Consider the following 20,564-nt stretch of genomic DNA (forward strand, 5'->3'; position numbering starts at 1 on the left):
TCATTCGCTCCTGGAGAGATCGCGCGTCAGCTGGCCCAAGACTTGGGCACGCGCTTCTGCACTGGTGTGGGGCGCCGGCGGCGCAAGGGTCTCGGTCTGCTCCTGCCAGTCCTGACGCTGACGCAGGACCTCAGCGGGGTTGTTGCCGTACTGAAGCGTGTTCTGCTGCGGCGACACCCAGCCGCGGTCCTCAGCCTCGCCGCGCGCGTAGGCCTCCTTCAACGGATCAATCCACGGCATTACCGGTCGGACGTACGTTGAGGCGGCCAGATCCCGCAGCGTCCAGCCACGGGGCAGGCGCACGCGGCCCGAAAGCACGCATGCCTCCACGAAACGCATGCGCTGCGGTCGCACGCACAGCGCAATGAAGCGCTCGGCCAGCATCAGGTAGCTGCCCCACTTCTCGACCAGCTCCTGACGCTGTGCCGAATAGGTTCCGTTGTAGTCCAGCGACAGGCTGGAATAGCTGACACCGATGCCACCGGCAGCTGCGCGCAACTGCTCCTTCCGCCAGGTGGCGGCGTTGGGATTCGGCCGGTCGGTGCCCAGACTCTCAATCGACTCGCCGGGCAACAGATCATCGAAGATCGCACCGGGGGCAAGGCGCAGCTCACGAATCGGAACACCGTCCTGGAGGATGGCCTGGCCGCCCAAGTCCGCGCCGTACTGCTCGCCGCTGCCCTTCTTGATCTGGAACGTCATCGACGCCGCCACCTTGGCAGCAATGCGCTCGGATTCTTCGTAGTCCTTCACGTCCTCAAAGCGGGACATGGCGCTCGCGAACACACTGAGCCCACGCACCTGGTGCAGGCGCTTCATCAGCGCGATGCAGTGCATGAACTCGGCAGAGACCCGCTTGGTCTCCAGCCGCGTGCCCATCGGATCACCCGGATGACTCTTGTAGACGTGGAACGCGATAGGCCGCCCCCAGGCGTTGCGCTCGACACCTTGCAGGATGTTGCGTGCCGGATCGTTGAAGTCCAACGGCACCAGATCGGCTTCCAACATCTCGAAGCTGTACGGCACAACGGTGCCGTGCTCGAAATACGGCACGGCGCCGATCAGGTCCTGGTAGAACGCATCACCGTCGCGGAACCAGCTGCGTGCCAGCAGCTGCTGGCACATGCCGTAGTCGTGCGTGCGGGTGGCCTCGGGCGCGTCCCACCAAGCGTCCCAGAGATCGTCCAGCTGCAGTGCCAGATCGCGGTTGATCGGCTGCCCGGGGAGCCGAGGTGCAGAGAGCACGTCGATGCCTGAGCCAACCGTGTTCTGGACCAGGACGTTCAACGCGTTGTCCGCCAGATCGAGGTCGCGCTCCAGATGGCGGGCCTGATCGCGGAGCTGGCGGGCATCCATGCCGGCGATGGCATTGCCACTGCCCCAGTCCCTCGCCAGCTTTCGGTTTCGCGAGGGCCGCGTGACTTCGTGCGCGCGGGCGATGACCGGAGCCATCTGTGCCCGCGCCGATTGAATGGCGCGATCCGCGCCGAGTGCGGCGTCCAATCGTGCCTTGGCGATCTGCGCGGATGACATCAGGTCACCCCACCGAAGTCGGCATTGGCCCAGCGCGCACGCCGACCGGCAGCAGAGCCTGCACGCAGGACCACCGCCTGCCACTCTTTCCGACCGGAACGAATCTCAGCCAGGTCCGCTCGGGTCAACTGGCGATCACCGATGCGAACGGTCTGGCCCGAAAGGACGGCGACCTCCGCGTCGATGTAGAAATCCAGCATTTCCTGAGCAGTCTTCATGACTACATAGGCTAGGCACACGACTGTCCACGTTCTAGGCAAACTCGTGGACAGTGGCGGTCGCAACTCACTGATCTACAAGGAAAGAAAAACTATTTTGTCTCCACTTTTGTCAAAGTCGTGGACAGTTGCCCTTTCGTGGCCCTCGGTAGCCCTCCCGGGAACAGGTCGTGGAGCTTCGCCCGGGAAAGGTCAAACTTGGACATGACCTGTTTCACGGGAATCCCAGCTACCAGCGCGGCTCTTATTTCAGCCATCGGGTACTCCCGAGGCGCCGCAGGGAAATATGGTCGCTCACCGGCAAAGCACTGCATCACTGATTCAACGAACGGCAGCGCCATGCGTTCGCTGATTCCGATGTCGGCCCGCATTGCGGCTAGGATCCGCTCCCTCAGCTCTTCGGCTGACTCGGTACGTTTTGCCATTACAGCGCCCACCCATCTCGCGCCAGTCCGCTGCTACGCGGCCGTACCTGTTGCGTTCCACGCGAAACACTCTTCGCCTCGATTTTGGCAGGCGCCTCCTCTGTTTCACGGGAATCCGAGCTGTTCACGGTCAGCAGCAGGCGGGCCTCCAGCACGTCCCAGTCGGCTCGCGTGTATCGATGCAGGCGGACCTCCGGGTGATGCGCGGCAGCGTATGCGTATACCCAGGTATCGAGCGGCTCATTGCGTGTGACCCTTTTCTCGAATCGGTTCTTCACCGGGTTGTAGACCTCCGACACCAGCCCGGGGAAGTACTCATCCGGCAGCTCATCACTGAAGTGCACCAGGCGCGACTCGACGGCGCGCTCTGCATCGGCGGAGAGGCGGCTATACAGATAGTGCTTCGCGGCCACGGTGCCGACGTGGTGGATGGTGATGCCACGCTTGTCCGTTTTGCCGTTCCAGGTCACGTCAGCCAGCTTTCCCTTCGACAGCACCGGCGCGTTATTCGGAACGGCGCCGAAAATGCACATGGGCCTGGTGACACGACGCTGGCGCACGAAGTTCTTTACTGCCTCCGTGCGGTGGCCACCGGCATCGATAGCAACTGCCATCGGCCGCAGAAGAGCGCCGTCCGCTCGCTCGATGGCGCGGTTCAGCAGATCCGTCAGCGCAACCCACACAGCATCCTCTGCGGGATCGCCTTGCAGTTCCACATAGTCGAGGGTCCAGGCGGTCATACCACGCCCCCAGCCAATGGTGTGGACCGCCAAGCGTCCATCCTGGGTATCGACACCGACCGTCACCGCCAGCACCCCGAGGGGAGCCAAGCGCAGGGCGTAAGGCTCGGCGCGATCCTTGATCACGTTGTGCTTGACCGCGCGCATCGACGGGTCTTCCCACGTCTCGGCCAGCCGGTCATTCACGAAAGTCTTGAGGGAGGCAGGATCACCCTGGGCTTCCAGCCACTCCTTCACCAGGTCCAGCCAGCGCGGTCCCAGGCCGAACTGGTAGTACAGGCAATTGATGGTATAGCCGCGAATCGGCGAGTCAGGGTTGGCCGCCACCCAGCGCCCGTTGGCAATCATGTCGGTCTTGAAGTGTTCCTCGATGGCGACACCGCACTCGCAGCACGCGTACCACGCGTGGCTCTTGTCGGGCGACCAGACCAGGCCGCTCCACTGTAGCGCCTGGTAATGGCCGCAGTGGGGGCACGGTACGTGATACCGGCGCTGGTCGCTCTTGTCGTACAGCTTCGCAATCCGGCTGAGTCCGGCGATGCCAGGCGTGCTGATGTACTGGCGCTTGTAAGTGGTCGGGAAGGACGACGTGCGGCCGTCCAGCATCTTCACCGGGTCGTCGCCGGTGGAGAGCTGCTGTGGCGCCTCATCGATCTCATCCACCTGCAGGTACTTCACCGTCGAGGACTTCAGGCGCTGCGGGCTACCCATGTGCTCCACGAACAGCTGCCCACCAGCGAAGTCCTTGAACGTGCGCTGGTTCGCGCTGTCGCGGCTGGCGGTGCTGGTCAGCGCTTTCTTAACTGCTGCGCAGACCTCGATCATCGGGTTCAGCTTCTGGGCGATCCACTTGTTCATGGACACCTCACCCGGCAGCGCATACATCATCGGGCCCGGCGCATAGTCCATCCAGTAGGCCATGGCATTGGTCGCCAGCTGGCTTTTGCCGAACTGGATCGGGAACATGCAGACCTGATCATGCACCGGGCTACGGGCGGACATGTTGTCCATCGGCTCGCGCAGTGGCGGGTTGCGGTCCGTCACCCAGCGCCCGGGCTTGCTGCCGCTCTTGGTGGACAGGCGCATGTGTTCGTCGCACCACTGCGAAACGCTCATGGGCCGCCGCGGCTGCAGCGAGCGCGCCAGCACCGACGCCAGGCAGCTCTGTGCCTCCATCATTCCGCAGCCTCCGCCGCCTTGGCCGCCAACGTGCGGAAGCCCTGGCTGAGTTCTTCCAGGGCGTGGCTCACCTCATCCCAGACCAGCCGCCGGCAACCGGCCTCATCCAACGTTGCGGCGAGCTGCGGCGCCAGCGTGTCGGCCAGGCGCTCCATCGCACCCCGGAACGTCGTTGCATGCTCAGCGAGGAATGCCTCCACGTCCGCGCGCGGCAGCAGCAGCCCCAGCTCCTTCTGCAGCGCGATGTGGGCCATGTGCGCGTCGGTCTCGGCCTTGTCGGCCAGCGCCTTGGCCTTGCGTGCGGAATCCGGGGTCTGCGGGCGGCCGGCGCGAGAGGGCCTGGCATCGTCGTCGTCACCATCCTCTTCATCGTCATCGATGTCGGCGTCGCCAGCGCTGGCCGCCTCCCCGCTCCCCACCAGCGCGCTACCGCGCTCATCTGCGTGGCGCTGGGCGACACCGGCATAGACCGGGTCTGCGGTGCGAGCGTAGAGCTCCAGGGAGGCAGCCTTCAGGAATCCCTTGCCGCCCTCGCCCACCACCACCCTGCCCTTCTTCCTCAGGTCGACCACGTAGGACGGCTTGCAGCCGATCAGCGAGGCCAGCTCCTTGCCAGTGATCGTGACGTCTCCCTCAGACATTACTACCCCCTTCTCCATTTCCTTCGAAGATCGTTAAAGCGGAAAAACGCGCGCGCGTGAGCATGTGCGGGCTGTGCGGCGGCATGTGCGGGACGCGATAGCCGCTGAATCGACGCGGCACAAGGCGTGTGCGGCTTGTGCGGGATGTGCGGTCACCCACATACGCACGCGAGGCGCATTGCGGCGTAGCAACGCGATACCCGTTCGCGCCCGCGCCCGCCCATGTAGGCCGATGCCCGCACGTCCCGCACACGCCTACTGCCGCAAGCGATTCACGGCAATTCAATGCCCGCACATCTGCCCGCACATCCCGCACACACCGCACGTCAATGGGCATAGTGATCACGCACGCCCCTTGTAGTCGGAGTACATACGGCGGAAGGACACGACCTGGTCGCCCAGCCATGCTGCCTCTGTCTTCCCGTCAGGCACCTTGCAATCGCCGAGCATCAGGAAGCCATGTGGCCCGTTCACGGTCTGCTCGATCTGGTAGCGCTTCCGAGCCCGGTCGGGGTGGATGATCTGGCGCTTGCGCACCAATGCGTTGATGAACTTTGGTGACGGTGCCGGGCGCGGCAAGCCCTCACGCGCGCACCAGGCCTTGTAGACCTCGTACCACTCTTTCGAGAGCGCCGGCATGGGCTTCAGCCCGGGAATGTCATCGCCGTAGAGCTCGTCCAGGAAGCGCTGCGGGCTGTCCTGGCTCAAGCCGATCAGCTCTTCCTTCGCATGGGTCATCGGCGGATGGGTGCCGTTGGTGAACCCGGTCAGGTCAACCTGCAGCAGGTAGTGGTGCAACGCTGCCGTCGCGCCGTTGCGGATATCGGCCAGCACCTCGGTGTAGAACTCCAGGCTCAGCTTCTCCGGCGTCCAGATCACCGCGTGTCGCCGGTCGTCCTCTTCCAGAACGACCGGCATCGCTTCATTCGAGAGGAACACCAGGTTGGCGTGATTGTCTTCCTCGTAGGCTTGGATGTTCTTCGGGTTGATGCGGATGCGATCACCCGTGATCAGCGCCTTCAGCTTGTTCTTGAGGTGGTACACCTCGGTGCGCGCAACGACTTCGTCGGCCAGCAGGAACAGCTTGCGGCTCGCCCAGTCGTTGAACTTGTCTTCCAGAGCAGCTTGGTCAAGCACGCGACCGTATTCGCCGTAGAGCTTCATGTACTCATCGAAGAACATGTTCTTACCGGTGCCCTGCGGACCATGAATGACGATGGTCGACTTCATCTTGGCGCCAGGATGCTGCAGTGGGTAGGCGAGCCACTTGACCACCCAGTCGTACAGCGCCTTCTGGTTGGCCTCGTTGCCGCACATGTGCCAGAGCAGCTGCAGCAGCCGGTCGCAGTTGCCCTCCTGCGGTACGGTCGGCCAACCGGCAAAGAGATTGCAGGTCACCCCAGGCTTTTCGCACGACGGGTCAAAGTCGACCTCCCGCACACGCACGATGGACCGATCCGAGTGTTCCATCCACGCACGGTGCAGTTCCTTGCGCACGCAGGCATCGCGCATGTCGCCCAGGGCAACCAGCATGTGCTCTTTGTGGTCGAACACCGTGCCGCCCTGCCCATAGACCAACGCGAAGCGCTCGAGCAGCTCGGTCAGCGAATGGATGGGGGACAGGCGATCATTCCCCTCGCCCCCGTCGCTGGTGATGGAAGGCGCGCGTTTTTCTGCAGGCACCCGCCATGAGAGCTCCGTGAGACGGGCTTCGACCTGCGACCGCACGACATGCAGGCCCTCTTGTCCGTGCAGATCATTGAAGTCGCTGACCTTACGGCCGTTGTCGATGAAGCGCTCGCGCCTGCCCGGCTCATCGGCGAAGACCGGGTGCAACATCGCGCCGCCTACGTCCAGCGCTGCGGCCTCTGCACCGAGCAGGCCGGCATTCGCCGCGCCATGCGGCTGCGCGCAGGATGGGCAGAACTGCGGATGGTCGGCCAGCACCAGGCGGGTCTTGCAGTGCCGGCACTTCTGCAACACGTCGTCGTCGGCGCACAGCAGCATCTTGATGCCGCGATAGCGCTTCGCCAGGGCCGAGGCGACGGCCAGCATGTTGCCGGCGTCGAACGCCACGGCCACCGGGTAGCCCGTCGCCATGTGCAGCGTGGCCGCCGTGGCATAGCCCTCGGCCACCAGCAGGATCCACTGCGGGCTTCCGCCGATCAGGTGGAAGTGGCCCTTCTTGACCATACCGGCCGGCCAGTATTCCTTGGCGGGCTTGCGCCCTTCCGCCGCCAATCTCGCGCTGCGCAGCACCTGCAAGCCGTGCACCTGGCCGTTGACGTCCAGCAGCGGGACCAGTGCGGCGCCCGTGGTGCCATAGCGCAGGCCGAAACCTTGCACGCCCTTGCTGACCAGGTAGTCGGAGTCGCCAACGGCGTTGGCCTTCGCCCAAGCCGACGTTGCCCTCTCAGCGGCGCGCTTCGCCTGGGTCTGGCGGGCAGATTCGGCCCTGCGGCGGTCCTCGGCAAGCCGGTTGCGCAGCGCTTCGCGCTGTTCATCGGAGAAAGTCTTGTCGCGCTTGCGCAGATCAACCTTCGTCGCACCGTTCTCGTTGCCGTGCCAGACGCCGTATGTGCCGACGACCAGCACTTCGCCCGCCGAGGTGTTCAGTTCGTGAAGCGCGTACCAGCCGCGGCGCTCGCGGGAGCCCTCGACCCGGCAGCGGACCATGCGCCCGGTGGTGTCCAGTTCGGTGACCAGAAGGCCGGCGGACTGCAGCTGCTGCAGCACATCCCCATAGTTCTCAGACATTCAGTAGTTTCCCGGTCCGCTATCTACCCAGGAAATGCGCGTCTGATTACCCGCGTCCGCCAAAGCCAGGGAGGACCCATCGCCGGTATCGCGAATGGCTCGCAATGCCAGGGCGGATTCAGTAGCGCGGGCAGCACGCGGCCTTTCACGAGCCACCCGGGGGGATGGGGCCGAATCAATGCTTGCGTGGTACATCAGGGTTCCCCAAAGGCAGGCTGTGCTGCCGGTTGTCTATCTGCTCTTGTCGCTGGCGGATGCGCTCGCGCTCTGCCAATGCTTCTTCACCTACCAACCCGGGCACCGCATCAGTCAGCGCCAGGGCGGCCAGTTCCATTGCTTGCCGCGCAGATGCGCTGGCTATGCCACGCCGTCGATATCGGGATCGATGGGCGTGGTCAGTTGCCACGTCAGTCCTCCATCCCCTGCTGACCAGCAGCACGGCACGCGTTTCGCTCCAAGCGGTAGCAGAGCCTGCGCACGTCGCGCGACAGGTCCTGGATTCGATCCGCCTCGGGAATGGTCAAGCGCTGGTCGGCAAGTGCGTCGATACCCGCCCCCGCGAGTGCGCCGGTCAGCTTGTGCAGCTCCAGCAGCTTTGCCTGGATCGCAGCCAGCTCATCGGGCCAACCACCCTCGGGCGGAGGCGGGACGTAGTCGACCATCAGGTCATATTGGCCTGCGAGGGAGCACACCCAGTCGGTGGCAGCCTCCTGCGTGATCACGAACTGCTGCAGGTAGTCGGTCAGGATCTCGGCCATCTCCATGGAGATGGACTCTCCATCGATGCCCCTGAGCTTCTTGCGCAGCGTCTCGGCAGAGATGGACTTGCCGCGGCGCTTGCTGATGTGCGTTGCCGCATCCTGCAGGCCACCGGGGGCGCGGGCCACTGCGTTGTGCAGGGCGTCCCGCCAGTACAGGTCAGAGCGCTGGCAGGTCATGCTCCCCCCTGAAACGCTACACCGATCATCGTAGGAACGCGGCCGGCAGCCGGCGCAACATTGGCGCCATGGCAGAGATCATCAGCTTCCCGCAGCGCATGCACTTCACCGCTCTCCGCACCTATGACACCGCCACCGGCATCGGTGGTGTGGTTGCGGTGCTCTGGGCTCCGGTAAACGCTCGCAGCAATCGCAACGGACAGAATCAGAAAAGCGGCGGACATCCCGCACTTGCGGAGCTTTGCCCCGAGACAACGCAGCCGATAGTGGCGGTGCCCAGCAACCCAGCCATGACGCACGATTGCAACTGTGAGAGCCGGATCACGCATGGGCATCGGTGACTCCAGCCAACGGCGGGACGTTCTTGAAGTAGCCGACGACGGCCCCGGCCTCATCCCGTTCCCAACGCACACCAGGAAGAAGCTCGTCTGCGGTCACGCCCCCACCATTGGCTGCTGCGCGTGCTGCCGCAGCCGGGTCCTCTCCCACCGCGGTGGTTACCGCTCGTTCAATGGCGATTGCGACCTCTTCCGTCACACCATTCTTGCGCCAGTGGTAGACGTAGCCAGTGGCTGGCTTTCCGGTCACACGCCGGGCCAGCTCACTCTGGGTGCCGCAGATCAAAATAGCTCTGTCCAGCGGGGTCATCGGACGCCTTCACACAAGAAACCTTGCGCAAAGCTACCGCAATCTTTCTTGTGTTTCAACAGTGCAAGATTGCTTGCATGTTGATAGGCGACATAACCAGAGGTTTGATGGATGCGCACGGCCTCGGGGTCGAGGCGCTAGCTGCCCGCGTGCGCGCTGCAGGCGCCCCTAACGTGAAGTACCAACACCTCCAGCAGTTGTTGGACATCCCGACCCGCCGCCCCAGATACTTGCCCGAACTCGCCAAGGCCTTTGGCTTGACCGTGGAGCAGTTCCTACAGTGGGATGGTGGCGCAGCAAACGGATCCCTCGCTGCATATCCTGTTCAGTCTCAATCGCTGCAACTCGACGCCCCTACTCTGGCCGCGTCGTACCAACTTGTCCGGCTTGCGTGCCTCGCTCTTGGAACATCGTTTGATCCAGAAAGCACTGACGACGCTGCCATTGTTCTACTTGCGCACCAGTATCTCAGTGCACGCTCAGAGCAGGCAGTCACTCCGGACAATGTGGTCGACTTCACCGCGCATTTGCGGAAGCGCCAGATTTCGAAGGGGGTCGATGATGAAGGAAGCAGCAGCACTGGAAGCACTCGCACACGCGCTGGCGGCCAAAGTTAGGAAACGGGACAGGCCTCCAGACCGAGACCTTCCCGCGATCTATCCAGAAGGCGTGGATCCGAGCGCTACAAATTCAGCGTATATCCGTCGCATTCGGATACTTACAGACGCCTACCAGCTCGGCTGGCTAGTTGATCAGCACCTGGTAGTAAGGGAGAGCGTCACCGACCTGTCGCCGACCGAGCTGCGCTGTCTCTTGATCGAACTCGAGGAAGCCAGAGAAGCAATCACAGAGGGCCTCCCCCTTGAGCAGACAGGGCTGATCAAGAACATGGCCTCGGTACTACCGAAGCCCTAACCCGGCAGCGCTGGAAACGCCCCAGCTGCGTTTCCAGCGTGCAGACGTGCCTACTGCTTGTCAGGACCGCGCATCGCGGTCGCGGATGAAGTCCTGCAAGGACTGTGGCGCCGAATCATCCCGTGACGTAGCGATCTCGCCAATGCCACCAGCGTCCACTCCCTGGTCGCGCATGCTTTGCCTGGCGAGCAGCCGATTTGTCTTGCGCAGCTCTTCGATAGCCACACGCAACAGCGGCTTTATTCCGAACACAGCGAGCGGCATCAGCAGCCCCATCACGATCAGCGACAGCAGCGCCAGCGTGATGACAGCAATCCCGAAAGCGCCAACGGTGCTAATAAGCAGTTCCATCTTTCCCACTCCCTGTCTGGTGCCCTAAGGGTATCAACTCGTTCAGGCGCGTCCACAGCGCCTCAGCAATTGCGCAAGTTTTCTTGTTGACTTGCGCGCAAGTTTGCTTGTATGGTCCGTCTGCCAGCACTGCTGGCGGGCGACCAGCGGGTCGCCAAGCGGCCCGGGCCTCCCTTCCCAGCCGCTGCCGCTCCCCACGGCCGATGACCCGCTGGCGCCCTCTCTTAACCAGGAGCGCGCCATGTCTCATCGCCACGCCGAACCGAGCCCCACCCTGCTGCCGCTGCTGGCCGTCAAGGCCCTGCTGGCGCTGGCGGCCCGCGATCACAGCACCGCCCGTACTCTGTGGACCCGCAGCAAGGGAGAGCACAGCCGCAACCAGCTGCGCCGCTCGCGCCGCATGGGGGTTGCGAGCCTTCGCTTGGAAGCTTGCTCGCGGGATATGTCGGCGGAGGTGCGGGCGTGAGCCGCCGCCTCCGCATCACCTGGCTGGCCGTTGCGCTGCTGGCGGCCGTCGTCGTGCCGTTGCGTATCGCCGAGATCCACGGCGCCCATGCCGACCGCGATGCCGCCAAGGCCCGCTGGGCCGCCAGCAGTTCGGTGAGGGGCTGACCATGCGCCAGACCTCACGCCCGCTGCCCACCTCGGTTCCCGCCTGCGGCCACGGCCACCGGCCCCAGATCGTTACCACCAGCGGCGCGCCCACCGGGCATCGCCTGGGGGCGGCCTGCCCCGACCTGGTCCACATCGAGTGCCACCGCTGCGGCATGGCGACCCGGCCTGTGCCTTACGACCGCGCCGCGTTGGCCGAGCTGCGTTGGACCGATCCCACCCTGGCGCACTACCGCATTCCGATTTCCCACCTCGCCCGCCACCGCGGCGAAGTACTGGCCGAACTCGCCTCCGCCGCCCCTTCCACCTCCATCGCAGCCTGACCAGGAGACACGCCATGGCCGCCGCACTCAAGCCGAAAGAACGCGCCGCGCTGCTGGCAGCGCATGCCGCTTCGGACCACGCACTGCACCGCACTCGTGCGGGCTTCGCGCCCAACAACCGCCCGGAAAAGGTCTTCACCCGTCGCGTCATGAACTGGCTGGATGAGCGTGTGCTGATGCGCTACGACGACCCGCAGCTGCCGCGCACCGCGACCTTGACCGCCGCCGGCCTCGCTGCTGCCGAGGCAGAGGTTGCCAAGGCCCGCGCCCTGGCGCCCTCCGCATGAGCGCCGCAGCAACCCTTCCGGTCGAGCAGCAGTTCGCCACCGGTCACCAGGGCGAGTCGCTGGTGCTGATGGTGTGCCAAGGCTGGATCTGGGCCGGGCTGTACACCGCTGCGCCGCGCGAATCGCTCCTGCAGCTCGCCGCCAGCGCCAGCCGGAGCGTGGGGGTTTCGCACAACTCGCTGCGCCTGGGCGGCACGACCTTCCCTCTCAACCGTCTGGCCGCTCAGGCCGCACACCGCTGGCTCGACCGGCAGGGCGTGCGCGTCCGGTCGATCTCCCCCAACAACCGCGCTACGCGCAGCACGAAAGGAATCCACGCATGAGCCGCTCTGTCGTGATCTATGGGCCGCAACGCTGCGGCAAAACCGCCAACGCGCAGGAGCTGCGCGAGCACTTCGGCATGAAGGATGTGCTGGACGACTGGGATGGGCACACCGCCTACCCGCTGGATGACACGCTGGTGCTGACCAACAACGCCGATGCCGTCGCGCATCAGTCGTCCCGCGTGCTGCACTTGGGTAGCGCGATGCGACAGATGGTTGCCGAGGCGCGCGCATGAGTACTTCGACGCAGCACACCGGCCGCGCCGACCTGGTGCGGAAGGCCCTCGCGCAGTTCCCGCAGGGTGCAACGATTGAGCAGCTGAAGACCATCGGCCGCGTCAACGCGTCCAGCCACGCAATCAGCCTCACGCTGACCGGGCTGGCCCGCACCGGCCACGCAACCTGCGCGCGCTCCGGCCGCACCGGTATCTGGCGTCTCGCCCCTCACGTTCAGCACGCGATTGCCCCGCTGCGCGCGGCTGAGCCCCGAGAGCGCAGGACCTGTCGCGCCCTGGTCACCGCGCTGCCCGAGAACGGCCGCGCGAGTGATGCGTCGACCACCGTGCGACACAAGGATTACGAGCGGGATCAACTGGCGGAGGATCTGGCTGCGTTCCGTGCCAAGGGTGGGCGTATCGAGCAGCTGGGCACCACGCCCCTGCGCCCAACGCTGAGCCGCCATGCGGCCAACCACGGCGGCGACATGGACCGCCTGCCCGGCAGAAGCGCGGAGTGAAATCGATGAGCGCCCCTTCCACAGATCTCTCAACCGACGCTGCAACGGCAAGGAAAGTGCTGTACGCGACCGGCCCTGCCCACCAGGCCTTCGGCCAGTCCCGCGCGGCGTACTTCGTGGTGCCCCGCCGCACCCTGCAGTCGATGCCGGCCGAGTGGCAGGAGCGCTACATCGGCCTTATTGCGGAGGCCAGGGCCTACCTGCCAGTGGACGCGTTCCCGCAGTACCAGGTGACCCGCTTGAACGATGGCCGATACGCGGCCGATCCACACCGCCGGTACCGCCGCGCCGGGCCGATTCCCCCTCGCCCGGCTGGCGCTGCAGCAGAGCCCAACCTCGCGCCGCTGGGCGGCGCATTCGTCAACACCGACGTCGACTTCTAGCAGGAACACCGATGACCGCGACCCAACCGACGAAACAACTTCCCATCGCCTACGCGTGCCCCGTGCTGCGCGAGGCCGTCCGCACCTTGGAGGCAATCGCCGTAGAGGCGGTGTGGATTCCCAACACTGCAAAGGTGGTTCCTCTGGCCCAGGCTTCGACCGCGCTGCTCGACCTGCATGCCCGCCTGCCGCGCGTGCAGGATCTGCGCGTGTTCGAGGCACCGGTTGCCGCGTGGTACGCCTCGCTTCGCAGCAGCTTCCAGGAGGGCGACACGCCGCTCTGCGATACCACCAAGGCCCGGCTGGCGCATGCCGCGCAGCTGCTGCAGCTGGTGCGCGGACAGAATGGCACCGGCATTGATCCAGCCGATCCGTGGCGAGGACTGTATGACCCCGCCCGACTGCCGGCGCGCGACGGCTACGGCGAAATCCTGTGCCACCCGGACGTGCCTGCGTGGGCTGACGGCCGCGAGTCGTCCCTCCTGCCGCTGTTCTACGCCCAAGGTTTCGACCTGGTCGTGGTGGAGGCCGAATTCGAGGAGGAATCGGTCGGTACCGGTGTGTACGCCAACATCCAGCAGATGATCGACTGGAACCCGGAAGCCCCTGGCGCTGACTGGCGTTTGGTTTGGCTGGGCGAAACGGAGGATGGCCTGGCCGCGTGGTTCGTGCGGCCCTTGGCTATCGCCGCTCTCGAAGCCATGGAGGTCCGCGCATGAATACCTCGATGGCAGACGGCGCGCGTGATCGCCTGGTCGCGCAGATCGGCGAGGCGCTGTTCGGCCAGCCGGGCCTGACCCTGATGGAGCTGGCGGAGAAGGTGAAGGGGACGCAGATCGCCACGGATGGACAGTCGGCTGCACTGCATGCAGCTGTCAGCGCCATCTACTTCGATGACAACAGCGACTACCTGAGCGCGCTGTGGTCCGTCGTGTGTGCGCTCAACCCCGCTGTGGGCAAGCTGCTGGAACGCGATCCGGCCGCAGCGTACGAGGCCACCAAACCCGGCAATACCGCCACCGCCGCCCAGCCCTCCCCGGTGAGTCAGGCGGATGCGCTGGTCGAAGCCGCGCGCCGCGTAATCAGCGACATTGATAGCGGCGACTACCACGGCGAGATTTCGGAAGCGACCTATGCCGCGCTTCAAGCCGCCCTCACCGCCCGCCAGCCGGTGGCATCAAATCAGGTAGTCGAAAACGTCGAACAACTGGGCGTTGATGGGCAGCCGGTGGCGCAGGAGCCGGTGGCAGAAGTGTCCCGCAAATCTTTCAACACCGACGGAACGAGCAACATCATCACGCCAAGTCTGCCGCTTGGAACCAAGCTCTACGCCGCCCCGCCCGCGCGGACCGTGGACCTTCCCTACTCGCTCGATGCCGACCCATCAGGCATCCGCGCCATGGTGGCCGGCGTAATCTCCGACGTTTTGACGTTTGGCGCTCAGGGCCATACGCGGCCGCCGGCCGGTCACTGGGCCGAGCCGTTCTGGAAAGCGGCGCGTGCCGATGCGGCTGCGCAGGCCGTGGACCTGGGGCAGTTCCGGGAGGCGGTCGAACTGTTCAGGCTTGAATCCGTTGCGGGGAAGCGTGATTGCGATAAGCACGGAACCCAGACGCACGACTTCGACCGCTGCATTGCAAAAGCCGACCGCCTGCTGGCTCTGATCGACAGCCACGCTGGCCGTGAGCCGAATAGCGAGCGTAATCGGCTCACGGATCGAGCCGTTTCCAGTGGTCAGGCCTCCATCAGGACCAAGGATTCCGCCAATGGCTGACGGCTCCCGCTCCTTCAACTTCCCCGCGCCGCAGCGCTCCCGCCTGCGCCCGGGCGAAATCGTGGTTGACCTGTTCGCCGGCGGCGGCGGTGCCAGCGAAGGCCTCAAGCAGGCCCTCGGCATCGATCCCGCCCTGGCGTACAACCACGACGAACTGGCCATCGGCATGCACGCCGCCAACCACCCGCTCACCCAGCACCACCGCGAAGATATCTGGCACGCCGACCCGCGCGTGGACGTGGCCGGCCGCCCCATCGGCTGGTTCCATGCCTCCCCGGACTGCACGCATTTCAGCCAGGCCAAGGGCGGCCAGCCGCGCAGCCGGAAGACCCGCGCCCTGTCGTGGGTGGTGTTGAAGTGGGTTGGCCAACTGCTGCGTGCTGACCGCCTGCACGGCACCAACACCGCGCCGCGCGTCATCTCCATGGAGAACGTCTGGCAGATCCTGACCTGGGGCCCGCTGGTGGCTAAGCGCTGCAAGGAAACCGGCCGGGTGTTCAAGGCGGTGTTTGAATTCCGCGAGGTCAAGCGCAAGACCGGCGAGGTCGACACTGAGCGCGTCCACGTGCGCACCGAGGTCGCGGCACCGGGCGAGCGCGTACCGCTGGAATGCCAGCTGCTGGTGCCGGACAAGCGTCACGCTGGACGCACCTGGCGGCACTTCGTTGCCGCGCTGCGTGCACTGGGCTATGCGGTCGAATGGCGCAAGCTCGTGGCCAGCGACTACGGCGCCGGAACCAGCCGCGAGCGCCTGTTCCTTCTCGCGCGCCGCGACGGCGAGGCCATCGCGTGGCCGAAGGTCAGCCACGGCATCGCGCAGGGCCAGACGCCCCGCGTCACCGCCGCCGACTGCCTGGACTTCTCCGACCTCGGCCGTTCGATCTTCGGCCGCAAGAAGGATCTGGCCGACGCGACCATGCGCCGCATCGCCAAGGGCGTGCGGCGCCATGTCATAGAGGCCGCCGATCCGTTCATCGTCCCGGTCACCCACCAGGGCGCCGACCGGGTGCACAGCATCCGTGAGCCCCTCAAGACGATCACGGCCGCCAACCGCGGCGAGCTGATGCTCGCTACTCCGGAGCTGGCACCCTTCATCGCGGAGCACGCCAACGCCAGCAACCAGCGCACCATGGCTGCCGACGAACCGCTGCGCACGGTGTGTGCCGGGGTCAAGGGCGGCCACTTCTCGGTGGTGACGCCGATCCTTGCTGGCGTCGGCGGCCGCGCCGGCCAGTCCGAACCGCGCTCGGGCGACGAACCGCTCTACACCATGACCACGAAGGCAGACACCGCGCTGGTGGCGCCGTGCCTCGTCCAGATGGGCCATGGTGAGGGGAAGACACCGGGCCGGCGCTTCAGCCACGGCATCAACGATATCCAGGGCCCTATCGGCACCATCGTCGCCAGCGGCGGCGGCCATGGGGTGATGGCAGCCTTCCTCGAGCAGGCTAACGGCGGTTTCTACCAGGGCGCGGGCAACGATGCCCGTGATCCGGTCAGCACGATCACCGCCAGCGGCAGCCAGCAGCGGCTGGTCAGCGCAGAGCTGTCCGAGCTGACCCCGGAACAGGAGGCCGGTGCGCTGCGCGTGGCTGCTTTCCTGGTGAAGTACTACGGCACCGGCTCAAACGTACCCAGCCTGACCGACCCGGTCGACACCATCACCACCCGTGACCGGCTCGCGTTGGTGACCGTCCACATCAAGGGCGCGGCCTACGTCATCGTGGATATCAAGCTGCGCATGCTCAAGCCGCATGAGCTGTTCCGCGCTCAGGGCTTCCCGCCCGACTACATCATCGACCGAACTGCCAACGGGACACTGCTCAAGACCACCGCGCAGGTGCGCATGGTGGGCAACAGCGTCAGCCCGCCGCCGCTGCGCGCCTTGGCCGAGGCCAATCTGGACCGCGTGCCCAACAGCATGGCCGTAGCCGCGTGACCGCGTATCGGCTCACCGATGCCTTCGCGGCTGTCTGCGAGATAGATCCGCCCCCACGCTCAGGCCAGGGGGATCGATGATCGGAGAAGTTCTCCAGTTTCAGGATCTGCAGGAACTTTGCCGGCCTGGCGAACGACCACGCCTGTCCACCGTTGAAGCGTGGGCTCGCAAGGAAGGGATTCGCTACAAGTACGACGGCAAGGGTGGCATCTGGACCACCGCTGCCGCGATGAACGCAGCACTCGGCCTGCAGCAGGCCTCCAACGACACCTATGGAAGCGACGTCATCTGATGGCACCTCGACCGAGAAAGCACAATCCATCGATCCCGCCGCACATAGACCAGGCGAAGATCCCCAAGGGAATGTACTGGGATGCGACCGGCCGTGGACGATGGTACGTACTGGCGACGGCGACGGGCATCGACGGACCCAAGAAGATCCGCCGCACCGTCGCCGGGCCGGAGGCGAAGCTGTCCGAGCTGCACAGCATCATGGAGACGGGCGAGAACACCGGGACCGTGGAATGGGTGTGCGTCCAGTATCACGACAGCGCCAAGTTCAAGGGCCTCGCAGCAGGCACCCGTGACGACTACGAGTCCGCGCGGAACGTGCTGATCAGCTATCCCACCAACCTTGGCGTGCCATTCGGCAAACTCCAGGTGGCAAAGCTGCGGAACCACAACTTCCAGCGCCTAGTCGACAAGATCGAATCGGCAGGTACGCCCACAAAGGCAAACAAGGTGCTGCGCTACTCGCGACTCGTGTTCCGATGGGCGCTTAATCGAGGAATCGTTGACCACAATCCCGCACAGGGACTGGAACAGGCGAAGGAGCGTAAGCGCCAGCGTCTTCCTACCGATGCAGCCTATGCAAAGCTGCTGGCATTCGCCCATGAGCGCTCCATGCGAACGGCCCGGACCGAGGGTTCGGTACCGGCCTATCTGTGGATGATCATGGAGCTGGGCTACCTCTGCAGACTGCGCGGCATTGAGACGCTCACGCTGACCGAGGCACAAGGCACGGTCGAGGGGTTGCACACGAATCGCCGGAAGCGCAGTCGCGACAATCTGGTGGAGTGGACCCCGCGGCTAAGGAGCGCATGGGACGCCGCCATCGCACGCCGTGAAGCCATCATCGAGCGCCACAGCTTGCCAGTGCAGTTGCGGGCCGATCAGCGCCATCTGTTCCTTGCAGAGCATGGCGAACCCTTGCAGAAGACAAGTCTGGACAGTACGTGGCAGCGCTTCATCCAACTCGCTATCAGCTCAGAGGTCATCCTGGCCGAAGAACGCTTCAGCCTGCATGACTTAAAAAGAAAAGGCGGCACGGATACGGTCGGGAATCGGGCGGAGCGGCAAGATGCCCTCGGCGTAACCGATGCCATGATGAAGGTGTACGACAAGAGCGTACCAAGGGTTAAACCCTCCGGCTCTAGTAGCTAAGCCGGTCTAAGGACCCCAAGACCAGCTCGATCTGTAGATCGGCTCCGACAGTCCCGTCGGTCCTTGAGGCCAGCTCCTCTCCTCCCACATCAATTGCCTGGCCCCACCAGCCGGCGGATAGTGCCACCAAGTCCGATCATCCAGTTGCGAGAAGACGCTTTTGGTGATGTACGTGCTGAAATTCCGCTCTCGGATGGCTGCGAGTTTCGCGGCGACGTTTGGGGCCCTTCCTATCCAGACAAGATCGTTGTTTCTACGAATCCCAGTTCTAGCAACGAAAACTGACCCGGCATCTATACCGACGCCATGCTGAATTGTTATGTCATTGGCTGAGATTGATGGGTACTTCGCAAACTTGGGCCTTAGCACATACACGACCGCCCAGTTGATCTGCAGAGATGCTTTGGCGGCCTTGGCGCAGCGATCACTCCCAACGAAAACACCCATGACGCGGTCACCGTCGAAGCTTCGAATATGGCCACCATGGTGTCGGATTATTCTGCAACTAGTAGCCAGAAATGCTTTGGCGATCTCGGCGGCCAACCATGCAGGGAGTGTCATTGCGATCTTGGTGGACTCAGCCAAGTCGGCATACAGCATCGCAGCGTCAATTTCCACGGCTCCTGAGCCTAGGGCCACGTCCTCTGCTGCTGGAACTGCTTCGGATTTTCGCAAGTCCCAAGCTGTTGCTAGAACCGCATCAACCTCGGCGAGCACATCTTCCTTGAGACCCATCGACGAACTCCTTTTACGTTAGCGAGCAACAGAGATGGAGAGTAGCGAAACTACCCAGGGGGCGATTGATGCGAGCAACCAACCAAATGCATTTCTGAGGAATCCGTACTTAATCATCAAGATCGATGAGTTCCTCCACACCTGATGGGCAATCTCCAAAGCTAACTCTCTATCGGATACATCAAGCAATAGTCGCGAATATTCTGGCGCAGACAGCTTCGCCACGTCACCAAAGAAGATGGTGGATTTCCCCGCAGGCTCGAGATTCGGGAATGCAGCCCGATATATAGCCAGGTAACACAACGCTGAGAACAGAGCAAAGCAAATGGTAGTGATCACTATCCATCCATCAGCGCCCGCTGCCCCGGGCCATTTGGAGAACAGAACCCCTGCCATGGCCGTGTTCACGCCCAGCAGTACGGCGAGCATCGCATCCACGCGCGGGAAGAAGCTGAGGATGACCTGCAGATGGGTCCAAGCTCTCTGTGATGACTCCATGTCTCCCCTTCCTGTTGCACCGCTGTCGTCGCAATTGTGACGCGACGAGCATGCAATGCAACGCTGGCGTGATCCGGTTTTACGGAGGGAATTACGGATATGACGAAAAAAGCGCCACTCGGGCGCTTTAAGTCGTTGATTGCATTGGTGGGCCGTGATGGATTCGAACCATCGACCAAAAGATTAAAAGTCTTCTGCTCTACCGACTGAGCTAACGGCCCGTGCATGCCCTGCCTTTCGGCGGGGTCGGCATTTTAACCTACTTTGATGGCTTGGTGGGAAGGTAGTCGAGGTAGCGCCGGGTCGTGCCCGGCGAGGAGCAGTGCGAACCAAGGTTCGCACCTACCAATGAGGTGGTTCGCACCCACCAGTCGGCGAGTCGCACCCACCCGTTGGCGAGGGGCCCCCACCATTGCAAGCCGATCAGGCGTAGAGGGTCGGGTCGGCCACGCCGGCATCGGCGAAGCCCTGTGCGCGCAGGCGGCAGGCATCGCAGTGGCCACAGGCGGCGCCACTGGCGTCGGCGTTGTAGCAGGACACGGTCAGGCCGAAATCCACGCCCAGGCGCACGCCTTCGCTGACGATCTGCGCCTTGCTGAGGAACTGCAGCGGCGCGTGCACGGTGATGCCCGCCCCTTCCACGCCCGCCTTGGTGGCCAGGTTGGCCAGCGCCTGGAAGGCAGCGATGAACTCGGGGCGGCAGTCCGGGTAGCCCGAATAGTCCACCGCGTTGACGCCGCAGAAAATGTCGTTGGCACCGAGCACTTCGGCCCAGCCCAGGGCCAGCGACAGCATGATGGTGTTGCGCGCCGGCACGTAGGTGACCGGGATGCCCTCGCCGCCCGCTTCGGGCACGTCGATGTCATCGGTCAGGGCCGAGCCGCCGATGCTGCGCAGGTCCACGTCGACGGTCTTGTGGGCGATGACGCCCTGGGCCTTGGCCACGCGCACGGCGGCGTCCAGCTCGGAGGTGTGGCGCTGGCCATAGCGCACGCTCAGGGCATGGACGGCGAAGCCCTGTTCCTGGGCCATGGCGATGACGGCGGCTGAATCCATGCCGCCGGAGAGAAGCACGACTGCCTTCTTCATGGAGAAATCTTCCGGTTGGGAGGGGAAAGCCAGCACGCTGTCCCGCGCCGGAACTACATCAGGGCACCACGCCCGGG

27 protein-coding genes and 1 tRNA gene are annotated in these 20,564 nt (G+C 64.4%); 15 read left to right on the plus strand and 13 right to left on the minus strand.

Annotated features, from left to right (window positions below):
• The 7 genes from VER16_RS11170 to VER16_RS11200 all read right to left on the minus strand — a co-directional run bounded on the left by VER16_RS11170 (position 1) and on the right by VER16_RS11200 (position 8,431).
• Positions 1-1,533: a phage portal protein gene (locus VER16_RS11170; RefSeq protein WP_324808116.1), complete on the minus strand. Its 1,533-nt coding sequence runs from the start codon at positions 1,531-1,533 to the stop codon at positions 1-3.
• Complete coding sequence (locus tag VER16_RS11175) at positions 1,533-1,733, minus strand: primosomal replication protein PriB/PriC domain protein (RefSeq protein ID WP_324808117.1); 201 nt, start codon at positions 1,731-1,733, stop codon at positions 1,533-1,535. Before VER16_RS11175 ends, VER16_RS11170 begins: the two co-directional genes overlap by 1 nt.
• A 442-nt stretch (positions 1,734-2,175) precedes the next feature.
• Complete coding sequence (locus VER16_RS11180) at positions 2,176-4,095, minus strand: phage terminase large subunit family protein (RefSeq protein WP_324808119.1); 1,920 nt, start codon at positions 4,093-4,095, stop codon at positions 2,176-2,178.
• Positions 4,092-4,736, minus strand: a complete 645-nt coding sequence (locus tag VER16_RS11185) for a hypothetical protein (protein ID WP_324808121.1) — start codon at positions 4,734-4,736, stop codon at positions 4,092-4,094. Before VER16_RS11185 ends, VER16_RS11180 begins: the two co-directional genes overlap by 4 nt.
• Before the next feature lie 342 nt (positions 4,737-5,078).
• Complete coding sequence (locus tag VER16_RS11190; protein ID WP_324808123.1) at positions 5,079-7,493, minus strand: DUF5906 domain-containing protein; 2,415 nt, start codon at positions 7,491-7,493, stop codon at positions 5,079-5,081.
• Between the two features lie 175 nt (positions 7,494-7,668).
• Positions 7,669-7,827, minus strand: a complete 159-nt coding sequence (locus VER16_RS11195) for a hypothetical protein (RefSeq protein WP_324808124.1) — start codon at positions 7,825-7,827, stop codon at positions 7,669-7,671.
• Positions 7,828-7,900: 73 nt separating this feature from the next.
• The gene (locus VER16_RS11200) at positions 7,901-8,431 is read right to left on the minus strand and encodes a hypothetical protein (RefSeq protein ID WP_324808126.1); all 531 of its coding nucleotides are present in this window, start codon (positions 8,429-8,431) and stop codon (positions 7,901-7,903) included.
• A 68-nt stretch (positions 8,432-8,499) separates the two neighbouring features.
• Between VER16_RS11200 and VER16_RS11205 the strand changes: the two genes are divergently transcribed.
• Positions 8,500-8,772: a hypothetical protein gene (locus VER16_RS11205; protein ID WP_324808128.1), complete on the plus strand. Its 273-nt coding sequence runs from the start codon at positions 8,500-8,502 to the stop codon at positions 8,770-8,772.
• Here VER16_RS11205 and VER16_RS11210 read toward each other — a convergent pair.
• A complete protein-coding gene (locus VER16_RS11210) occupies positions 8,753-9,079 on the minus strand; it encodes a hypothetical protein (protein ID WP_324808129.1) in 327 nt (108 codons plus the stop codon). The genes VER16_RS11205 and VER16_RS11210 overlap by 20 nt on opposite strands.
• A gap of 561 nt (positions 9,080-9,640) precedes the next feature.
• Here VER16_RS11210 and VER16_RS11215 point away from each other — a divergent pair.
• Positions 9,641-9,994, plus strand: a complete 354-nt coding sequence (locus tag VER16_RS11215; protein WP_324808131.1) for a hypothetical protein — start codon at positions 9,641-9,643, stop codon at positions 9,992-9,994.
• Positions 9,995-10,054: 60 nt separating this feature from the next.
• Here the strand turns inward: VER16_RS11215 and VER16_RS11220 are convergent, their stop codons facing one another.
• A complete protein-coding gene (locus tag VER16_RS11220) occupies positions 10,055-10,345 on the minus strand; it encodes a hypothetical protein (RefSeq protein ID WP_324808133.1) in 291 nt (96 codons plus the stop codon).
• A gap of 241 nt (positions 10,346-10,586) precedes the next feature.
• On the opposite strand from VER16_RS11220, the gene VER16_RS11225 reads away from it, so the two are divergent.
• From VER16_RS11225 to VER16_RS11285, 13 genes are all read left to right on the plus strand, one after another.
• Positions 10,587-10,811 (plus strand): hypothetical protein, encoded by a 225-nt coding sequence (locus VER16_RS11225; RefSeq protein ID WP_324808135.1) that lies wholly within the window; start codon positions 10,587-10,589, stop codon positions 10,809-10,811.
• Entirely contained in the window at positions 10,808-10,957 is a 150-nt protein-coding gene (locus tag VER16_RS11230) for a hypothetical protein (protein ID WP_324808137.1), read from the plus strand. Before VER16_RS11225 ends, VER16_RS11230 begins: the two co-directional genes overlap by 4 nt.
• 2 nt (positions 10,958-10,959) lie before the next feature.
• Positions 10,960-11,280 (plus strand): hypothetical protein, encoded by a 321-nt coding sequence (locus VER16_RS11235; RefSeq protein WP_324808139.1) that lies wholly within the window; start codon positions 10,960-10,962, stop codon positions 11,278-11,280.
• A gap of 14 nt (positions 11,281-11,294) precedes the next feature.
• Positions 11,295-11,567, plus strand: a complete 273-nt coding sequence (locus VER16_RS11240) for a hypothetical protein (protein WP_324808141.1) — start codon at positions 11,295-11,297, stop codon at positions 11,565-11,567.
• Positions 11,564-11,890 carry a hypothetical protein gene (locus VER16_RS11245; protein WP_324808143.1) on the plus strand — a complete coding sequence of 109 codons (327 nt, stop codon included), beginning with the start codon at positions 11,564-11,566 and terminating at the stop codon, positions 11,888-11,890. The genes VER16_RS11240 and VER16_RS11245 overlap by 4 nt, the downstream gene beginning before the upstream one ends.
• Positions 11,887-12,126, plus strand: a complete 240-nt coding sequence (locus VER16_RS11250) for a hypothetical protein (protein ID WP_324808145.1) — start codon at positions 11,887-11,889, stop codon at positions 12,124-12,126. The genes VER16_RS11245 and VER16_RS11250 overlap by 4 nt, the downstream gene beginning before the upstream one ends.
• Positions 12,123-12,626: a hypothetical protein gene (locus VER16_RS11255; RefSeq protein ID WP_324808147.1), complete on the plus strand. Its 504-nt coding sequence runs from the start codon at positions 12,123-12,125 to the stop codon at positions 12,624-12,626. The genes VER16_RS11250 and VER16_RS11255 overlap by 4 nt, the downstream gene beginning before the upstream one ends.
• 5 nt (positions 12,627-12,631) lie before the next feature.
• Positions 12,632-13,009 (plus strand): hypothetical protein, encoded by a 378-nt coding sequence (locus VER16_RS11260; RefSeq protein ID WP_324808149.1) that lies wholly within the window; start codon positions 12,632-12,634, stop codon positions 13,007-13,009.
• 11 nt (positions 13,010-13,020) lie between these two features.
• Positions 13,021-13,728 (plus strand): hypothetical protein, encoded by a 708-nt coding sequence (locus tag VER16_RS11265; protein WP_324808151.1) that lies wholly within the window; start codon positions 13,021-13,023, stop codon positions 13,726-13,728.
• Complete coding sequence (locus VER16_RS11270) at positions 13,725-14,783, plus strand: hypothetical protein (RefSeq protein WP_324808153.1); 1,059 nt, start codon at positions 13,725-13,727, stop codon at positions 14,781-14,783. Before VER16_RS11265 ends, VER16_RS11270 begins: the two co-directional genes overlap by 4 nt.
• Complete coding sequence (locus VER16_RS11275; RefSeq protein WP_324808155.1) at positions 14,776-16,722, plus strand: DNA cytosine methyltransferase; 1,947 nt, start codon at positions 14,776-14,778, stop codon at positions 16,720-16,722. Before VER16_RS11270 ends, VER16_RS11275 begins: the two co-directional genes overlap by 8 nt.
• Positions 16,723-16,798: 76 nt before the next feature.
• Complete coding sequence (locus tag VER16_RS11280) at positions 16,799-17,014, plus strand: hypothetical protein (RefSeq protein WP_324808157.1); 216 nt, start codon at positions 16,799-16,801, stop codon at positions 17,012-17,014.
• A complete protein-coding gene (locus VER16_RS11285) occupies positions 17,014-18,165 on the plus strand; it encodes a site-specific integrase (RefSeq protein ID WP_324808159.1) in 1,152 nt (383 codons plus the stop codon). The genes VER16_RS11280 and VER16_RS11285 overlap by 1 nt, the downstream gene beginning before the upstream one ends.
• A gap of 6 nt (positions 18,166-18,171) precedes the next feature.
• Here the strand turns inward: VER16_RS11285 and VER16_RS11290 are convergent, their stop codons facing one another.
• The 4 genes from VER16_RS11290 to queC form a co-directional block, all read right to left on the minus strand.
• On the minus strand, positions 18,172-18,900 hold the full coding sequence (locus VER16_RS11290; RefSeq protein WP_324808161.1) for an adenylate/guanylate cyclase domain-containing protein: 729 nt from the start codon (positions 18,898-18,900) through the stop codon (positions 18,172-18,174).
• 18 nt (positions 18,901-18,918) lie between these two features.
• Positions 18,919-19,398 carry a Pycsar system effector family protein gene (locus VER16_RS11295; protein WP_324808163.1) on the minus strand — a complete coding sequence of 160 codons (480 nt, stop codon included), beginning with the start codon at positions 19,396-19,398 and terminating at the stop codon, positions 18,919-18,921.
• Positions 19,399-19,543: 145 nt separating this feature from the next.
• Positions 19,544-19,619: transfer RNA gene (locus VER16_RS11300), tRNA-Lys, on the minus strand.
• Between the two features lie 202 nt (positions 19,620-19,821).
• Positions 19,822-20,487 carry a 7-cyano-7-deazaguanine synthase QueC gene (gene queC / locus VER16_RS11305; protein WP_324808165.1) on the minus strand — a complete coding sequence of 222 codons (666 nt, stop codon included), beginning with the start codon at positions 20,485-20,487 and terminating at the stop codon, positions 19,822-19,824.
• Positions 20,488-20,564 lie beyond the last annotated feature (77 nt).

Origin of the sequence: Stenotrophomonas sp., from assembly GCF_035634915.1 — a bacterium.
In the GTDB taxonomy this organism is placed as follows: domain Bacteria; phylum Pseudomonadota; class Gammaproteobacteria; order Xanthomonadales; family Xanthomonadaceae; genus Stenotrophomonas.

What these genes read in the sequence shown, in the direction of transcription:
- VER16_RS11170 (WP_324808116.1), bottom strand. Translation starts at nt 1,533, where the DNA reads ATGTCATCCGCGCAGATCGCCAAGGCACGATTGGACGCCGCACTCGGC.
- VER16_RS11175 (WP_324808117.1), bottom strand. Translation starts at nt 1,733, where the DNA reads ATGCTGGATTTCTACATCGACGCGGAGGTCGCCGTCCTTTCGGGCCAG.
- VER16_RS11180 (WP_324808119.1), bottom strand. Translation starts at nt 4,095, where the DNA reads ATGATGGAGGCACAGAGCTGCCTGGCGTCGGTGCTGGCGCGCTCGCTG.
- VER16_RS11185 (WP_324808121.1), bottom strand. Translation starts at nt 4,736, where the DNA reads ATGTCTGAGGGAGACGTCACGATCACTGGCAAGGAGCTGGCCTCGCTG.
- VER16_RS11190 (WP_324808123.1), bottom strand. Translation starts at nt 7,493, where the DNA reads ATGTCTGAGAACTATGGGGATGTGCTGCAGCAGCTGCAGTCCGCCGGC.
- VER16_RS11195 (WP_324808124.1), bottom strand. Translation starts at nt 7,827, where the DNA reads ATGGAACTGGCCGCCCTGGCGCTGACTGATGCGGTGCCCGGGTTGGTA.
- VER16_RS11200 (WP_324808126.1), bottom strand. Translation starts at nt 8,431, where the DNA reads ATGACCTGCCAGCGCTCTGACCTGTACTGGCGGGACGCCCTGCACAAC.
- VER16_RS11205 (WP_324808128.1), top strand. Translation starts at nt 8,500, where the DNA reads ATGGCAGAGATCATCAGCTTCCCGCAGCGCATGCACTTCACCGCTCTC.
- VER16_RS11210 (WP_324808129.1), bottom strand. Translation starts at nt 9,079, where the DNA reads ATGACCCCGCTGGACAGAGCTATTTTGATCTGCGGCACCCAGAGTGAG.
- VER16_RS11215 (WP_324808131.1), top strand. Translation starts at nt 9,641, where the DNA reads ATGAAGGAAGCAGCAGCACTGGAAGCACTCGCACACGCGCTGGCGGCC.
- VER16_RS11220 (WP_324808133.1), bottom strand. Translation starts at nt 10,345, where the DNA reads ATGGAACTGCTTATTAGCACCGTTGGCGCTTTCGGGATTGCTGTCATC.
- VER16_RS11225 (WP_324808135.1), top strand. Translation starts at nt 10,587, where the DNA reads ATGTCTCATCGCCACGCCGAACCGAGCCCCACCCTGCTGCCGCTGCTG.
- VER16_RS11235 (WP_324808139.1), top strand. Translation starts at nt 10,960, where the DNA reads ATGCGCCAGACCTCACGCCCGCTGCCCACCTCGGTTCCCGCCTGCGGC.
- VER16_RS11240 (WP_324808141.1), top strand. Translation starts at nt 11,295, where the DNA reads ATGGCCGCCGCACTCAAGCCGAAAGAACGCGCCGCGCTGCTGGCAGCG.
- VER16_RS11245 (WP_324808143.1), top strand. Translation starts at nt 11,564, where the DNA reads ATGAGCGCCGCAGCAACCCTTCCGGTCGAGCAGCAGTTCGCCACCGGT.
- VER16_RS11250 (WP_324808145.1), top strand. Translation starts at nt 11,887, where the DNA reads ATGAGCCGCTCTGTCGTGATCTATGGGCCGCAACGCTGCGGCAAAACC.
- VER16_RS11255 (WP_324808147.1), top strand. Translation starts at nt 12,123, where the DNA reads ATGAGTACTTCGACGCAGCACACCGGCCGCGCCGACCTGGTGCGGAAG.
- VER16_RS11260 (WP_324808149.1), top strand. Translation starts at nt 12,632, where the DNA reads ATGAGCGCCCCTTCCACAGATCTCTCAACCGACGCTGCAACGGCAAGG.
- VER16_RS11265 (WP_324808151.1), top strand. Translation starts at nt 13,021, where the DNA reads ATGACCGCGACCCAACCGACGAAACAACTTCCCATCGCCTACGCGTGC.
- VER16_RS11270 (WP_324808153.1), top strand. Translation starts at nt 13,725, where the DNA reads ATGAATACCTCGATGGCAGACGGCGCGCGTGATCGCCTGGTCGCGCAG.
- VER16_RS11275 (WP_324808155.1), top strand. Translation starts at nt 14,776, where the DNA reads ATGGCTGACGGCTCCCGCTCCTTCAACTTCCCCGCGCCGCAGCGCTCC.
- VER16_RS11280 (WP_324808157.1), top strand. Translation starts at nt 16,799, where the DNA reads ATGATCGGAGAAGTTCTCCAGTTTCAGGATCTGCAGGAACTTTGCCGG.
- VER16_RS11285 (WP_324808159.1), top strand. Translation starts at nt 17,014, where the DNA reads ATGGCACCTCGACCGAGAAAGCACAATCCATCGATCCCGCCGCACATA.
- VER16_RS11290 (WP_324808161.1), bottom strand. Translation starts at nt 18,900, where the DNA reads ATGGGTCTCAAGGAAGATGTGCTCGCCGAGGTTGATGCGGTTCTAGCA.
- VER16_RS11295 (WP_324808163.1), bottom strand. Translation starts at nt 19,398, where the DNA reads ATGGAGTCATCACAGAGAGCTTGGACCCATCTGCAGGTCATCCTCAGC.
- queC (WP_324808165.1), bottom strand. Translation starts at nt 20,487, where the DNA reads ATGAAGAAGGCAGTCGTGCTTCTCTCCGGCGGCATGGATTCAGCCGCC.